This window comes from Faucicola osloensis (assembly GCF_020041925.1).
Lineage (GTDB): Bacteria > Pseudomonadota > Gammaproteobacteria > Pseudomonadales > Moraxellaceae > Faucicola > Faucicola osloensis_D.
Genome location: NZ_CP083409.1, coordinates 1,281,638 through 1,296,678 on the forward strand (window position 1 = coordinate 1,281,638; position 15,041 = coordinate 1,296,678).

Sequence of the window (15,041 nt, forward strand, 5' to 3'; positions counted from 1 at the left end):
GTAAAAATTAAGGAACAGTGCAATGCAACAATTGAATCCAGCGGAAATCAGTAATCTGATTAAGCAGCGAATTCAAGACCTGACTGCGGGTGCCACAGCAAAGAACGAAGGCACTATTGTCATGGTATCTGACGGTATCGTACAGATTCATGGTCTTGAAGATGCCATGTACGGCGAAATGATTGAGTTTGAAGGTGGCGTATATGGTATGGCGCTAAACCTTGAACAAGACTCAGTCGGCGCGGTTGTTCTAGGTGAATACTTGAATCTCCAAGAAGGACAAAAAGCTTACTGTACTGGTCGTATTTTAGAAGTGCCAGTTGGACCCGAGCTTTTAGGTCGTGTAGTAGATGCACTGGGTAATCCTATCGATGGTAAAGGCCCAATTAACGCCAAATTAACGGATAAAGTTGAAAAAATCGCCCCAGGCGTTATCGACCGTCAATCAGTTGATGAGCCAGTAATGACAGGTTATAAAGCTGTTGATACTATGATTCCAATCGGACGTGGTCAACGTGAGCTTATCATTGGTGACCGCCAAACTGGTAAAACAGCCATGGCAATCGATGCGATCATCGCGCAAAAACACTCGGGCATTAAATGTGTGTATGTAGCCGTTGGTCAAAAACGTTCAACCATCGCAAATGTGGTACGTAAACTAGAAGAAACAGGCGCACTAGCTTATACAACGGTTGTGGTTGCATCTGCTTCTGAACCAGCAGCGCTGCAGTACATCGCGCCATACTCTGGTTGTACTATGGGTGAATACTTCCGTGACCGCGGTGAAGATGCGCTTATCATTTATGACGACTTATCAAAACAAGCCGTAGCCTACCGTCAAATTTCATTGCTATTACGTCGTCCACCAGGACGTGAAGCTTACCCAGGTGACGTATTCTACCTTCACTCACGCCTATTAGAGCGCGCTTCACGTGTAAACGCTGAGTATGTAGAAAAATTCACCAACGGTGCTGTAACAGGTAAAACAGGTTCATTAACTGCCTTGCCAATTATCGAAACCCAAGCAGGTGACGTATCAGCATTCGTACCAACCAACGTGATTTCAATCACTGACGGTCAGATCTTCCTAGAGTCAAGCTTGTTTAACTCAGGTATCCGTCCAGCGGTGAATGCGGGTATTTCAGTTTCTCGTGTGGGTGGTGCAGCGCAAACTAAAATCATCAAAAAATTGTCAGGTGGTATCCGTACCGCATTGGCACAGTATCGTGAATTGGCAGCGTTTGCACAGTTTGCTTCTGATCTAGATGACGCGACCCGTAAACAGCTTGACCATGGCCAACGTGTGACTGAATTGATGAAACAAAATCAATACGCACCAATGAGCATCGCTGAACAAGCTGCGGTAATTTATGCTTCTAACGAAGGTTATCTAGCTGATGTCCCAGTGAACAAAGTGGGTGCATTTGAAGCAGGTTTGTTACGTTACCTACGTGACCAACATGGTGATTTTATGGCAGACATTGATAACACTGCCAACTATAATGATGATATCGCAAACCAATTCAAATCAGCGATTGAAAACTATAAGCAAAATCATTCATTCTAAGATTTACTGAAATTTTAGAACTGCATTGTCATAGAACAAATGAACAAAGGGGTTATGATTACTTTGTTCATTTTTCCAAATTTCGTCCATGTTATATCAATGGGCGTGGACTGAAACTAAACATGGCTGTATGGATTATTTATGGCAAGTTTAAAAGAAATTCGAGCAAAAGTTGCTAGTATTAAAAGTACCCAGAAAATTACTCGCGCCATGCAAATGGTTGCAGCGAGTAAGATGCGACGTGCTCAAGAACGTATGCAACTAGGTCGTCCTTATGCTGATAGCATGCGTCGAGTGGTTTCTCATCTAGTTAAAGCTTCACCAGACTACAAACATCCTTATCTAGTACCTCGTGCGGTTAATCGTGTTGGCTATATTGTAGTCAGTTCTGACCGTGGTCTTGCAGGTGGTTTGAATATCAATTTATTCAAAAAATTGATGCAGCATGTCAAACAACAAAAAAGTCAATCGGTTGAAACGCGTTTTGCGGTGATTGGTCAAAAAGGCGTGAGCTTCTTTAAAACATTTGGCGGTACGGTGATTGCTGCGAAAACTCACTATGGTGACAACCCAAGCTTTGAGCAACTTAGTGTGCCAGTTCAAGTAATGCTTGATGCGTATAATCGTGGCGAAATTGATGAGATTTACATGGTATATAACGAATTCGTTAATGCCATGACCCAAAATCCCAGTGTGCAACGCTTAGTACCGATTGCGGCTGAGTCTTTGGTTGATGAAACGATGGCAAACCGTGAACACAGCTGGGACTACATCTATGAGCCAACTACCAAAGAGCTGCTTGATGGTTTGATGGGACGTTATGTTGAATCAATCGTCTATCAAGGTGTGGTAGAAAATATTGCTTCTGAACAGTCTGCACGTATGGTTGCTATGAAAGCAGCAACGGATAACGCAGGTAACTTAATTAACGAATTACAATTGGTTTACAACAAGCTGCGTCAAGCGGCGATTACCCGAGAAATTTCGGAAATCGTTGGCGGTGCTGCTGCTGTTTCATAATTGACCTACATTCAAGGAGAGCGTAATGAGTAGCGGTCGTATTGTACAGATTATTGGCGCGGTTATTGACGTTGAATTTGACCGTCAAAGCGTACCAAGAATTTATGATGCCTTAAAAGTTGAAGGCACAGAAACTACATTAGAAGTACAACAACAATTGGGTGATGGTATCGTACGTACTATTGCCATGGGTTCTACTGAAGGTCTAAAACGTGGTCTACCAGTTAGCAATACTGGCGCACCAATCTCTGTACCTGTGGGGAAAGGCACCCTAGGTCGTATCATGGATGTTTTAGGACGCCCAATCGACGAAGCGGGTCCGGTAGAGCATAGCAACACTTGGGCTATTCACCGTGAAGCGCCAAGCTATGATGAACAATCGAACTCTACTGAACTTTTAGAAACGGGTATTAAAGTAATTGACTTACTATGCCCATTTGCTAAAGGTGGTAAAGTCGGTCTGTTCGGTGGTGCGGGTGTTGGTAAAACCGTTAACATGATGGAACTTATCAATAACATCGCAAAAGCACACTCAGGTTTATCGGTATTTGCTGGTGTAGGTGAGCGTACTCGTGAAGGTAATGACTTCTACCACGAGATGAAAGACTCAAATGTACTTGATAAAGTTGCGATGGTGTATGGTCAGATGAATGAGCCACCAGGAAACCGTTTACGTGTTGCCTTGACCGGTTTGACCATGGCGGAATACTTCCGTGACGAAAAAGATGAAAACGGTAAAGGTCGTGACGTATTATTGTTCGTTGACAATATCTATCGTTATACACTAGCAGGTACCGAAGTATCAGCATTGTTAGGTCGTATGCCATCAGCGGTAGGTTATCAGCCAACGCTTGCAGAAGAAATGGGTGTACTACAAGAACGTATTACTTCAACCCAATCAGGTTCTATTACTTCTGTTCAAGCGGTATACGTTCCTGCCGATGACTTGACTGACCCATCACCCGCGACAACCTTTGCTCACTTAGACGCAACAGTGGTATTGAGCCGTGATATTGCCTCACAAGGTATTTACCCAGCGGTTGACCCACTAGACTCAACGTCACGTCAGTTAGACCCACTGGTCATTGGTGAAGAGCACTATGCTGTTGCTCGTGGCGTTCAAGAAGTATTACAACGCTTTAAAGAGTTAAAAGACATTATTGCGATTTTGGGTATGGACGAATTATCAGAAGATGATAAATTAGTAGTTTACCGTGCACGTAAAATCCAACGTTTCTTGTCACAACCTTTCCACGTTGCAGAGGTATTCACTGGCTCACCAGGTAAATATGTACCAATCCGTGAAACCATTCAAAGCTTTAAAGCAATCTTGAATGGTGAGTATGATGACTTGCCAGAACAAGCATTCTATATGAAAGGTGGTATTGAAGAAGTGGTTGCTGCAGCAGAAAAACTACGCGGCTAATTTCTCAATCAAACCCTGTTAATTTAAACTATATTAACAGGGTTTTATCAACCTAATTTTGCAATACCATAGGAGAGAACTGTGGCAACTTTACAATGTAATGTCGTCAGTGCGAAAGAAACTATCTACTCTGGTGAGATTAGCATGTTAATTGCTACTGGTGTAGAAGGTGAAGTCGGTATTTTGCCAGGACATATTCCTTTTATTACGCTATTAAAACCAGGTACCATGCAAATCAAAACTAGCAATGGTAATGATGAAATGGTATATGTATCAGGTGGCGTTTTAGAAGTGCAACCGCATTTAGTGACGGTATTGGCAGACACAGCAGTACGTGCGAATGACTTAGATGAAGCCAAAATTTTGGAAGCACGTCGTCATGCAGAACAAACCTTGCAAAATCAAAAAGCTGATATTGATACCTCTGCGGCTTTGGCAGCATTGGCAGAATCTTTGGCACAATTGCAAACCTTACAAAAATTCAAAAACCGTGCCTAATACCAAACCCAACAATTACAGTATTGCCCATTTTCGAGCCGTCAGGGATTTAATGGTATCCACCTGTTTAGCAAAGTTACACCAAGCCTGACAGGCGGCATCTACAATAGTTTCGTAACTCTCGAAACAACGATTTGATAGCCAGTGTTGCTTAATATACTGCCAAACCTGTTCAATCGGGTTTAACTCGGGCGAATAAGGTGGCAGTTTCAAGATAGTCAGGTTTGGTAAATTATAGCGCTCTTTATGCCATACTGCCCCATCCATGACCACAACCGCATGGCGACCTTTGGGCACAGCTTGGCTAATTGCTTGTAAATGTCGCTTCATACACTCACCATTGGCATAAGGCATAACGAGCCCTACACATTGTCCTGTCGTAGGACACACTGCACCGTAAAGGTAGGTAGAAATAAATTGTTGTTGACGTACCACTCGCGGTCTTTTACCACGGTAATGCCATACTCGAGTCATTGAACCCTGCTGACCAATGCGGGTTTCATCTTGGAACCAGATGTTAACATCGCTTAGCTCGGTATCTTTAGGTAGTATGGCAGTTACATACTCGATGAAGTTTTTTTAAAGGCTTCTTGGGCATTAATATCCGCCTGCGGATGCTGGCTTCTGGCACTAATCCATGTTATACCAATGCGGTTAAGTAACTCGTAAATGCCATTAACACTATAGGCTGCTTGATAATGCTCGTAAGCAAGCTTTTGGATATCTTGTCCCGTGAGCCTGCCGCCACCGCGTTTTGCTTGGGTGTCAACTATTAGTTGCTTGAATGCCTCAATATGCTCTGGGGCTAGTTTGCTGTTTCTGCCGCTTCTTGGTTTGTCATAGAGACTGTCTAATCCAAAAGCTTGATAGCGTCTGCGGGTGCGGCGCACGGTTTCGATGTTGATGCTTAGGTTTTCTGCAATCTCAAAGCTTTGTTTGCCGATGCGATATTGATGAAGAATGTAGAGTCGTGTTCTAGCTCTAGCTTTGCTTTCAGTTTTAGCCAGTTCGCCAAAGTCATGGTCTTCTAAGCTGTGTTTAGATTTTAGTTTATTCATGTGGCTATGATACTATATTTTCTGGGTTTGGTATAATTTTGATGCGGACGTGTTTAAAGACAGTGGCTATAACCACTGTTTTTTTTATGGGTGCTTAAAGATAGAAGTGCTTAAAAATTTGCTAATTATCTTTTAAACCAAAGCTAGCAAAAAAATTTTATCAGTTATTAAATAGACAACCTTATATCGTATGCTTTTGCATCTGGTTATATGTGGTATTTATACTTTTTTATGTTTAGTTACGTTTTAACAATATTAAATTGGCTATTTTTTCGCTAAATTAATTCAATTATATTGTAGTAGTACAGGTAATGCGTAAACTTTCATTACTTATTGCTGATAGATAAATAAAGATATATTCTGATATAAGTATTAAGAGTATGTATAAAATTTTTTGGAGGAAATTATGTCAGAAGAAGAGTTAATACCCCGCGTATTGATTGTAGAGGATGATGAGCGTCTTGCCACCTTGACCCAAGATTATTTGCGTAAAAATGGTCTAGATGTGGCAATTGAAACTGACGGTAACCGTGCGATTCGTCGTATTGTGGCTGAGCAGCCTGACATGGTGGTGCTTGATGTGATGTTGCCAGGTAGTGACGGTTTGACGGTATGCCGTGAAGTACGTCCTCATTTTCATAACCCTATCTTAATGCTAACCGCGCGTACCGAAGATATGGACCAAGTATTAGGTCTAGAAATGGGTGCGGATGACTATGTGGCAAAACCGGTTCAACCCCGTGTGTTATTAGCGCGTATTCGTGCGCTATTGCGCCGCTCTGATACCGCGCCAACTGATGAAGTGCCGCAGCGTCTTGAATTTGGCGATTTGGTTATTGATAACGGCGGTCGTTCGGTTACTTTGAACGATGAGCTTGTTGACTTTACCAGTGCAGAATATGATTTGTTGTGGCTGTTGGCCTCGAATGCGGGTCGTATCTTATCGCGTGAAGATATTTTTGAACGTCTGCGTGGTATCGAGTATGATGGTCAAGACCGCTCGATTGATGTACGTATTTCTCGTATCCGTCCAAAAATTGGTGACGATCCAGAAAACCCAAAACGTATCAAAACCGTTCGCAGTAAAGGTTATCTGTTTGTCAAAGAAAACTAACATAATACTCATAAACACCGTATCGATAAAAAAGTCAGCATCAAGCTGGCTTTTTTTGTCGCTGTGTATTTTGCTAGTGAGCAATTGAAAGGTTTTGGACAACAATTTACTACGTTACTAGACACTTGCCTCACCGTTTTTCATGAATTTTACATTGTAATATTAATTTTGCTAGGTAATAATACGGCTATTATCTATTGACCTTAACCCTAGATTTTTATGCCGCTATTATCGTCCTTAAACCAGTCTATTTTTCTGCGAATTTATGCAGGTCTGTTATTTATCTGTTTGTTGGTTGCATTTTTTGCACAACTGCTTATCACCACTATCAATGCAGAGCGGGTACAGACTTATCGCGAGGATATGGCATCAGCGGCATTTTATCTCATTGATTCAGGCTTATCGCGCCAAGTCACTGCCCAAGAGCGTAATTTTTGGCTCTCTGATGTCAGTACGTTATTTGATACCAAGTTTAATATCGAACCGATCTCAAAAGCGGATTTTAGAACCAGCGAAATCAATCGACTCAATAAACAACAAGCCGTAGTACGTTTTAATAGCGATACCAATACGGCTGAGATTTATTATAAAATCTCGGGTGAAGACAAGGTGTTGCATGTAAGTTTTAATAAACTTAGTGAGCAACAAATCAAAGGGGTAGGCGTGTTGCTGCTCGATGATTTGTCTTACTATCGTACTTTGGCAGAAAAACAGCAACGCTTGCAACAAATTCAAAAATTTTTCCCTTTTAAGCTCACCTTGCAATCCATTAATAAACTGCAACTTGATACCGACCAAAAAGCGCGCCTGTATCGCAAAGATATTGTGATTATGTTCCGTGACAATACCAGTGTAGAGAATTCATCGATTCGAGTATTAGCACCGACTGAAATCCAAGATACCGTGGTGGATTTGGGACCCATTCCGCTATTTAACTGGTTTCCGCTTAATTTGATTATTAGTATTACGCTCATTAGTATGTTCTTGATTAGTTTAGGGGTGTATGCGCTGATTTTCCCATTAGAGCGTAAATTGCAGCTTATTCAAAGCGGTATCACCAAAGTGCGCGAAGGTAAGCTCAATACCAAAGTAAAAGTCGTGGGCGAAGATGAAATTGCCCATCTAGCCGCAACCTTTAATAGTATGACTGAGCACATCCGCCGTTTGATTGAATCCCAGCGCGAGTTGACCCGTGCCGTATCCCATGAGCTGCGCACCCCAGTAGCACGTATTCGCTTTGCCGTGGATATGCTGGCTGATACGGATGATTATGACGATCGGATGAGTCAGCGTGATTATATCGACCAAGATATCGAATCGCTGAATGGCTTGATTGATGAAATTTTGACCTATGCCAAGCTTGAAGAAGGCTCACCTAAAATGGACTGGGAAGATGTCGATTTGCAAGAACTCGTTTCGCAGATTGCCCGTGAGACCAATGCGCTTGGTAAACCTGTCACCGTTGAAGTAGGCAACATGCAAAAAGGTGCGTTTGCACAAGCCGATAGACGCTATTTACACCGTGTGTTGCAAAACTTGGCAGGTAATGCCACCCGTTATGCCGAAAGCACTATTATCATTTCAGCAGGCTTAGAAAAAAATGAAGCCTTTATCAGTGTGGAAGATGATGGACAGGGTATTCCAGAAAAAGACCGTGAAAAAGTCTTTATCCCGTTTGCGCGTCTGGATGATAGTCGTACCCGTGCCTCGGGTGGTTATGGTCTCGGCTTATCAATCGTGTCTCGAATTGCGTTTTGGTTTAATGGTCGCATGTCAGTGGATGAAAGCCCGACCTTGGGTGGGGCGCGATTTATCATGAAGTGGCCGAAAAGCCAGCTAGCGTCAAGTATTGAAGCCGATGAAATTACCCAAAAAAGTAGTGAGAAAAAATACACGGATGAGCAAGGGTCATAAGCTCGTTCTAGTAACGCTTGCAAATTTGCTCAGACTGGGCTAAATTTCAGTGAGTTATGCAATGGTTTAGCGAAATTTGCGCATATCAATTCACCGATGAGCGAAATCATCACAAGCGAGGATGGCATGCGTTACCTGTTTTTAGCCTTGGTGGTACTCAACATGGCTGTTTTCGGTTATTATAATTTTTTGCGCAAACCTACTGAAAGCCAGTCCGTCTCACAGGCGCGCGCAGCATTGGTTCACCCTGTCACAGCCACCAATGTGTCAAGTGAATTACCCCCCATGATTGGTACTAAAAAGTAAAAATGGCTACCCAAACCAAAGCTATCAAGACCAAAGTTACTAAGGAATCATGGTTAGCCTAATCTAAGCAACCCATTAGTCTTCTGTCAGCTTTATTCTATAATCGGAATGTTCACCACCACTACTAAACCGCCGCCATTGGGCTGATTACGAGCGATGACGCTACCATTGTGCAGGTGAGTAATGCGGCTTACAATCGCAAGCCCAAGTCCACTCCCTTGCGTGGTACGTGCCGTTTCGCCCCGCTCAAATGGCTGCATAATCCGCTCAAGCTGATCTTCGGCAACGCCTTGCCCTTCATCGCTAACTTTGATGGTTAAGTATTTTTGTCTAGAGGTTATCTCTGGCGTTAGGGTGTCATCGGTAACCACTTGCTCAGTAGGCTGTAGATCATCATCAATGCCAATCTCAATATGAATGGGCGGCTGACCATAGCGACAAGCATTATTGACCAAATTAACGATGAGACGCTTAATGGATAAGGGTCGCAATGGCACACTGGGCAGATCGTCTTGGATATCGATAATAAATGGGGTGGGGGCAAACTGCACCACAATCTCGTTAATGATGGGACGCAGGTTAGTCAATCGTACGGCTTCATCTGAGCCATCTTTCATAAATGAAATAAACTGCTCCAAAATCGCGTCCATGTCCTCAATGTCATACACTAGCCCTTCCCGCAAAAACTCATCAGGTAGCATCTCAGCTGTGAGTCGCATCCGCGTCAGTGGTGTGCGCAAATCATGGGAAATACCAGCGAGCATAATATTGCGTTCTTTTTGGGTTTGGGTCAGGTTATGAAATAGTCGGTTAAATGCCAAATTCACCTGACGAATCTCCGTTGAGCCTTCATTGGTCGCCAAATTGTTGGCGTGCCCAAGGGTGATGTAATCAATCGCCACTTTTTGTAGACGTTTGAGCGGGCGATTTAATTGTCTGACCAAAAACAAAATAGTCAGCAACGTGGCAAACGGAATCCCCAATAAGAAAAAATAAATCGACGTTGGGCTATATTTGGCATAAAACTTGACAGGCTCTTGCAGCCAAACATCCGGATGCGCACTGTCTTGAATATACAAAATCGGTACGGGTTTGAATTTAAAATTGACCGATACAGGACGCTGCATCACGGTTTCCATCTGTGTTGCCATTCGCTGGGTAAAGTAATCCACTAAGGTTTTTTCTTGAAAAGAAGGTATCTGTTGTGGGTCAGTAATCACGTTAATATGCGAGGCATCAATAATCCAGTTTTTAAGCTCGGGATTGTTTTTAAAATCTTTATCCGCTTTATCAATCATCAACAGCTGATTGGCAAGATAAGTCGCATGGTTTTGTAGCTCTGGTAAATACAGACTGCGCCAAAAAAACCACAGTGACAACGCCACGCTCACTAGTACCATCAACATCACCATCAAGGTGGTTTGCCAAGTGTGGCTATAGCCTTTGAGTTTGGGTAAATGCGGTTTCATGCTGAGGTATCCTGATGGTGGCTGTACAGCTGAGCCAAAACGGGCAACGGCACTTGCATCCTGTTATAATACGCAGATAGCTTGGCAAAATTAAAGGGGCAATCATGCAGTTTTCAAAGTTTGGTGAAAAGTTTACCAAAAACAGCGGTATTTTGCAGTTAATGGATGATTTGGGCAACGCGCTTAATAGCGAGCAACCGATTAATATGCTCGGCGGTGGCAATCCAGCACGGATTGATAAAGTTAACCAAACCTATTGGTCGGTGTTTAAAACCCTAGCTGAAGGTGATATGGGTTCAATGGCCATCGAAAATATCGGAAACTACTCAACGCCGCAGGGCGATGCCAAGTTTATTGCAGCATTGGTAGATTTTTTTAATCGCCATTATGATTGGGGACTTACCACAGACAATATCGCCCTGACCAATGGCTCACAAAATGCATTTTTTTATTTATTTAACTTGTTTGGTGGGCAGTTTGACGATACCACACAAGGCAGCATTGATAAAAAAATTCTATTACCTCTTGCCCCAGAATATGTGGGTTATGCCGATGCCCATGTGGATGGGCAGCATTTTATCGCAGTGCCCCCCAGCATTGAATTTGTGCAACATCAAGGTGAAGACGGCTTTTTTAAATACCGAGTCGATTTTGACACCCTAGAAAATTTGGCTGAATTGCACAACGGCGAAATTGGGGCAATTTGTTGCTCACGCCCGACCAACCCAACAGGCAACGTGCTGACCGATGACGAAATGGCGCGCCTTGAAGTGATTGCTAAGCGTTTTGATATCCCACTGATTATTGACAATGCGTATGGGATGCCGTTCCCCAATATCATCTATAGCCAAGCCACGCTCAATTGGAATGAGCAAATTATTTTGTGCTTTAGCCTATCAAAAATCGGTTTGCCTGGGGTGCGTACTGGGATTGTGGTCGCCAATCCGCAGGTGGTCAAAGCGATTAGCAGCCTAAACGCCATTGTTAATTTAGCGCCGACCCGTTTTGGCGCGGCGATTGCTACGCCACTGCTACAAGATGACCGGCTAAAAGATTTGTCAGACAATCATATTCGTCCGTTTTATCAAGGACAAGCCAAATTAGCCGTGCAGCTGCTAAAACAAGAACTGGGCGACTTGCCAAATGATGCGATGAAAATCCACAAGCCTGAAGGTGCGATTTTCTTGTGGGTATGGTTTAAAGATTTACCGATAACCACGGTGGAATTGTATGAGCGATTAAAAGCTAAAGGCACGTTGATTATCCCAAGCGAGCATTTCTTTGTTGGCGTGGATACCAAGAACTTTAGACATGCCCATGAGTGTATCCGCCTAAGCATCGCCCAAGATGATGATACCTTGAAAAAAGGGATTACTACGATTGGGGAAGTGGTGAGGGCGGTTTATACCAATCAATAAAAACAAGCAATAAAAAAAGGTCGCACATCGCGCCCTTTTACTGTTGTTTTTAACAACTAAATTTTCCACTCCACAAAATTCTTCAATAGCTGCAATCCTGCGGTATGGCTTTTTTCGGGGTGGAACTGGGTCGCAAACAGATTATCTTTAATCACGCTGGCACAAAACTCGACGCCATAATCACAGGTTGCCGCCACAATCGAGGTATCAGACGGCACACAATAAAAACTATGCACAAAATAAAAATGGGTATTATCTTCAATCCCTTGCCATAGCGGATGCGCCAAATCCATATGGGTGATAGTATTCCAGCCCATATGCGGCACTTTAATGCGTTCGTTTTTGTCATCTAGCCAATGATCATCAAAGCGTTTGACGTCACCACCCAGTACCCCTAGACAGTCTACCCCGTCATTTTCTTCTGAGCGCTCAAACAACGCCTGCATTCCCACACAAATCGCCATCACAGGCTTATTAAATACAGCCGTTTTGACAGCATCAGCGATTCCTGCTGCCTGCATCTCTGCCATGCAGTCGCGCATTGCCCCTACGCCAGGGAAGACGATTTTGTCTGCCGCCGCAATCACTGCAGGGTCACGCGTGATCGACACATCAGCGCCCACTGCCGTCAAGGCTTTACCCGCCGAATGTAAATTACCCATGCCATAATCTAACAATGCAACCTTTGTCATCTGTTATCCTGTTGTCAAAAAAAGCCCAAAACCGCGATTAAGCGCTGATATCACTTGGCGCTAATTTATCGTCAATTACCAAAGAAGCTTTGAAAAATACCAAAATAGCCATTATATTAATATCATCACATTGCTGCGCAAATAGCACTATTCGAAAAATTGTAAGGACAATAATAATGGCAGAAAAAAACTATTATGACATTTTAGGCGTCGATAAAAAAGCCAGTGAGGCAGATATTAAAAAAGCCTATCGCAAACTGGTACGACAATATCACCCTGATATCAACGACTCACCCGATGCCGACGCCAAAATGGGTGAAATCAATAACGCCTATGAAACGCTCAAGGACGCTGAAAAACGCGCCCAATACGACCTGATGCTCGATAACCCTCATATGGGTCAAGACTTTGGCGGTATGGGGGGTGGCATGGGCGGCGGTCAGGGCTTTAATGCCAATATGAGCCAAGCAGATTTGGATGAAATCCTTCGCCAGTTTGGCGCTGGGGCTGGCGGTCGTCAATCGCAAGGCGCGGGTGGCTTTAGATTTGATGATATTTTCTCGACATTCGGGGGCGGTGCAGACGGATTTGGTGGCAGACAGTCGCAACGCTCGACCAAAGGCGAAGATCAGCATGCCGAGTTATCAATTGATTTGAAAGCCACTTATAAAGGCGATACCCGTAAAATCAGCCTAAGTTTACCCGTACAAACCGCGACAGGGCTGGATTATCAAACCAAAACCATTGAGGTCAAAATCCCCAAAGGTATTGCCGAAGGGCAACAAATTCGCTTGGCAAAACAAGGCAATCCAAGCCCGTATGGCGGTGATAATGGCGATTTGTACCTAAAAATCAAATTCAATCACCCAGACAATATCCGTGTAGAAGGCAAAGACGTGTTCCAAACAGTAGACGTTGCGCCTTGGGAAGCAGCCATGGGTGGTCAAATCACGGTCAATACGCCTGCTGGCAAGGTCAATGTCAATGTACCAAAAAATAGCCGCACGGGCACCAATCTGCGCCTTAAAGGTAAAGGTATCCCAGCCAAAGAAGCCGGTGATTTGTATTTAAGCTTAAATATCGTGTTGCCAAAAATTAATACAGACGCAGATATCCAAGCGTTTGAAGCGTTCAAATCGGCATTTGCCTCGTTTGTGCCAACGCGCTAATCTATTGATAATTAAGCTTTATTGATAACTAAGCTTTATTGATAACTAAGCAAAAAAATAGGCAGTACAATAAAAAAAATGACAAACAGGCAACAAACATAACTATAGCTAGATAAAAGGAGTGTAACATGGCTCAAACCACCCATACGGATTTATCATTACGCTTAACCTTAGATGATTTGATTATGGCGAGTAGTTGGGATGAAAGCTGGGTATTAGCGCTGATGGATGAAGATATTATTTATGCTGAAACACCTGCTATCGACAGCCAGCCCTATTTTAATAGCGCACAATTGACCACAGTGCGCCTTGCCTCACGCCTACGCCGTGATTTTGATGCCAGTCCGCAAGCGATTGGCTTGATACTATCGCTGCTTGACGAGCTAAGACCGCTTCGGCAGTTACAGCGGCAAATCACGCTCACGCGAATAATTCATGATGTGGATGATAACTAACAAACATCAAGTTAGCCAACATCACTTAGGTGAATTTAATGTTAAAAAAGGGCGGGTTATCGCGCGATAAGCAGCCCTTTTCATTTGCTACAGCAACCGATTATTGGGCATAACCGTGATTACGGAGCCAGTTTTGTAGAAGTTGAATTTCGGCTTGTTGGGTATCGATTAGGGTATTGGTAAGGCTACGCACTTTGTCATCGTTACCATATTTGGCAACCACTTGTGAGAACGCAATCGCGCCTTTATGATGAATCAGCACGGTTTGGGCAAACGCTTGGTCGGCGTTTTTAGTCATGACTGTGTCCACCATTTCTTGCTGCATATCATCGATAATGCTATCGATTTCTTGCTGGGCTGCCACACTATCTGCCATCGGCTGATTAGGGTCCGCGGTGTTTTGAATTAGTTGCATGGCAAGCCAATTCTGTAATATTTGTGATTCATTTTGGCGTGAGCTAATAATGTCTTGGGCTAAGTCTAGCAGTTCAGGATTTTTGCCATATCGCTGCTCAATACTGGCAAGTGCGATGGTTTCATCAAAATGACTCAGCATGGTTTTGACAAAAATCATATCAGGCGAGATGGGTATATAGTCAAATTGATTGAGGGCGTTTGGATCACTGGCTGCAGCCGCATCGATGCTTGGCTGCTTGATGACAGTAAAATACGCTTCTTGATAGTCATTGATGGTACTTGAGTCAGGCATCAAGTAGCCTTGTGCCAATTGACTGACGGTGAGCATGTTTTTATTAATTGCCTGTGTGTCTAATACCTGTGGCAATGGTTTATCATCAAATTCTTGGGGCGCGCTCGCGCTGACAGCCGTTTGGGGTGTTGGCTGCTGAGAATCAGATTGCTCACAACCAATCATGCTGATAACTGCGATGACAAGCAAGATTGATGGTGCGGTGTTGGCCATGCATCGGCTCCCA

15 protein-coding genes are annotated in these 15,041 nt (G+C 43.5%); 10 read left to right on the forward strand and 5 right to left on the reverse strand.

All coding sequences use genetic code 11. The features are described 5' to 3' along the window. The first annotated feature begins 22 nt into the window (after positions 1 to 22). The 4 genes from atpA (at position 23) to LAJ61_RS05655 (ending at position 4,511) form a co-directional block, all read left to right on the forward strand. Entirely contained in the window at positions 23 to 1,567 is a 1,545-nt protein-coding gene (atpA, locus tag LAJ61_RS05640) for a F0F1 ATP synthase subunit alpha (protein WP_007115823.1), read from the forward strand. A 141-nt stretch (positions 1,568 to 1,708) separates the two neighbouring features. After that, entirely contained in the window at positions 1,709 to 2,587 is an 879-nt protein-coding gene (atpG, locus tag LAJ61_RS05645; RefSeq protein WP_224053131.1) for a F0F1 ATP synthase subunit gamma, read from the forward strand. Positions 2,588 to 2,612: 25 nt separating this feature from the next. Further along, positions 2,613 to 4,013 (forward strand): F0F1 ATP synthase subunit beta, encoded by a 1,401-nt coding sequence (atpD, locus tag LAJ61_RS05650; protein WP_007115825.1) that lies wholly within the window; start codon positions 2,613 to 2,615, stop codon positions 4,011 to 4,013. An 81-nt stretch (positions 4,014 to 4,094) separates the two neighbouring features. Then, positions 4,095 to 4,511, forward strand: a complete 417-nt coding sequence (locus LAJ61_RS05655) for a F0F1 ATP synthase subunit epsilon (RefSeq protein ID WP_065253551.1) — start codon at positions 4,095 to 4,097, stop codon at positions 4,509 to 4,511. A 15-nt stretch (positions 4,512 to 4,526) separates the two neighbouring features. Here the strand turns inward: LAJ61_RS05655 and LAJ61_RS05660 are convergent, their stop codons facing one another. Next, positions 4,527 to 5,081, reverse strand: coding sequence for an IS630 family transposase (locus tag LAJ61_RS05660; protein WP_310586035.1), 555 nt, complete (start codon positions 5,079 to 5,081; stop codon positions 4,527 to 4,529). Further along, entirely contained in the window at positions 5,069 to 5,569 is a 501-nt protein-coding gene (locus LAJ61_RS05665) for a winged helix-turn-helix domain-containing protein (protein WP_160002958.1), read from the reverse strand. The genes LAJ61_RS05660 and LAJ61_RS05665 overlap by 13 nt, the downstream gene beginning before the upstream one ends. Before the next feature lie 406 nt (positions 5,570 to 5,975). Between LAJ61_RS05665 and LAJ61_RS05670 the strand changes: the two genes are divergently transcribed. The 3 genes from LAJ61_RS05670 to LAJ61_RS05680 all read left to right on the forward strand — a co-directional run bounded on the left by LAJ61_RS05670 (position 5,976) and on the right by LAJ61_RS05680 (position 8,903). Then, positions 5,976 to 6,683 (forward strand): response regulator, encoded by a 708-nt coding sequence (locus LAJ61_RS05670; RefSeq protein WP_007115827.1) that lies wholly within the window; start codon positions 5,976 to 5,978, stop codon positions 6,681 to 6,683. 219 nt (positions 6,684 to 6,902) lie between these two features. Continuing rightward, positions 6,903 to 8,597: an ATP-binding protein gene (locus tag LAJ61_RS05675; protein ID WP_224053132.1), complete on the forward strand. Its 1,695-nt coding sequence runs from the start codon at positions 6,903 to 6,905 to the stop codon at positions 8,595 to 8,597. Between the two features lie 96 nt (positions 8,598 to 8,693). Further along, complete coding sequence (locus LAJ61_RS05680) at positions 8,694 to 8,903, forward strand: hypothetical protein (RefSeq protein WP_224053133.1); 210 nt, start codon at positions 8,694 to 8,696, stop codon at positions 8,901 to 8,903. A 92-nt stretch (positions 8,904 to 8,995) separates the two neighbouring features. Here the strand turns inward: LAJ61_RS05680 and LAJ61_RS05685 are convergent, their stop codons facing one another. After that, complete coding sequence (locus tag LAJ61_RS05685) at positions 8,996 to 10,372, reverse strand: ATP-binding protein (RefSeq protein ID WP_224053134.1); 1,377 nt, start codon at positions 10,370 to 10,372, stop codon at positions 8,996 to 8,998. 104 nt (positions 10,373 to 10,476) lie between these two features. Here LAJ61_RS05685 and LAJ61_RS05690 point away from each other — a divergent pair, with 104 nt between their 5' ends. Continuing rightward, a complete protein-coding gene (locus LAJ61_RS05690; RefSeq protein WP_224053135.1) occupies positions 10,477 to 11,790 on the forward strand; it encodes a valine--pyruvate transaminase in 1,314 nt (437 codons plus the stop codon). Positions 11,791 to 11,846: 56 nt separating this feature from the next. Here LAJ61_RS05690 and hisH read toward each other — a convergent pair whose 3' ends face one another. Then, on the reverse strand, positions 11,847 to 12,482 hold the full coding sequence (gene hisH, locus LAJ61_RS05695) for an imidazole glycerol phosphate synthase subunit HisH (RefSeq protein ID WP_138017838.1): 636 nt from the start codon (positions 12,480 to 12,482) through the stop codon (positions 11,847 to 11,849). A gap of 176 nt (positions 12,483 to 12,658) precedes the next feature. Between hisH and LAJ61_RS05700 the strand changes: the two genes are divergently transcribed. Together LAJ61_RS05700 and LAJ61_RS05705 are read left to right on the forward strand one after the other, a co-directional pair. After that, positions 12,659 to 13,651, forward strand: coding sequence for a DnaJ C-terminal domain-containing protein (locus LAJ61_RS05700; protein WP_224053136.1), 993 nt, complete (start codon positions 12,659 to 12,661; stop codon positions 13,649 to 13,651). Positions 13,652 to 13,779: 128 nt separating this feature from the next. Then, positions 13,780 to 14,106, forward strand: a complete 327-nt coding sequence (locus LAJ61_RS05705) for a chaperone modulator CbpM (RefSeq protein WP_224053137.1) — start codon at positions 13,780 to 13,782, stop codon at positions 14,104 to 14,106. A 100-nt stretch (positions 14,107 to 14,206) separates the two neighbouring features. Here LAJ61_RS05705 and LAJ61_RS05710 read toward each other — a convergent pair whose 3' ends face one another. Next, complete coding sequence (locus tag LAJ61_RS05710) at positions 14,207 to 15,028, reverse strand: DUF305 domain-containing protein (protein ID WP_224053138.1); 822 nt, start codon at positions 15,026 to 15,028, stop codon at positions 14,207 to 14,209. Positions 15,029 to 15,041 lie beyond the last annotated feature (13 nt).